1 pseudogene is annotated in these 661 nt (G+C 76.6%); it reads left to right on the forward strand.

The window, feature by feature from the left end:
• Positions 1-570, forward strand: a pseudogene (locus AX737_RS35055) (glycosyl transferase); the annotation flags it as partial.
• Between the last annotated feature and the right edge of the window lie 91 nt (positions 571-661).

Here is a 661-nt window from a genome sequence, read left to right on the forward strand (position 1 = left end):
ATCTCGGTGGTGGTCTGGGTGGGCTACGACAACGCCGACGGCACCCGCCGGACGCTCGGGCGCGGCCAGACCGGCGGCCATCTCGCGGTGCCGATCGCGGGCCGGATCTTCGAGGCGGCCTGGACGAACGGTGTGCCCAAGACCCCGCTCGCCGGCCCCTCGCCGGAGGCGCGGCCGCTGATCGCCGACATCGGCGGCGAGCACTTCCGCCGGAGCGGCGACGGCCGGGTCGCCGACACCCAGTTCCGCCTCGTGCCGCGCGAGACCGTCTACGCCGGGCGCCCCGACGCCGAGGACGGCGACCTCGCGGGCGGGGCCGAGGACGGGGCGGACGTCGCCGGCGACCTCTTCGGCAACATGACGGGCGAGCGCGGCCCGAGGCCCGAGCCCGACCTGCTCGACCCGTTCGGCGAGCGCCGTCCCGCCCGCAGCCGCCGCGCGCAGGGCGACCTCGACGGCTACCGGCCCTGGCCGGGCACCGGCCGCTCGCCCTTCGGCGACGACGACTACGACGCGCGACCGCGCCGCCGCGACCCGGACTACCTGTTCGGCGACGACCCGCGCTACTGACGCGCCCCTTCCCGACATCCTCCCCGACATCCTCCGAGGACAACGCCCCGTGCGGACACAGCTTCCGGCAGCCCTGGCTCTCGCCCTGATC

The sequence above is a fragment of the Methylobacterium sp. CCH5-D2 genome, assembly GCF_001556475.1.
In the GTDB taxonomy this organism is placed as follows: domain Bacteria; phylum Pseudomonadota; class Alphaproteobacteria; order Rhizobiales; family Beijerinckiaceae; genus Methylobacterium; species Methylobacterium hispanicum.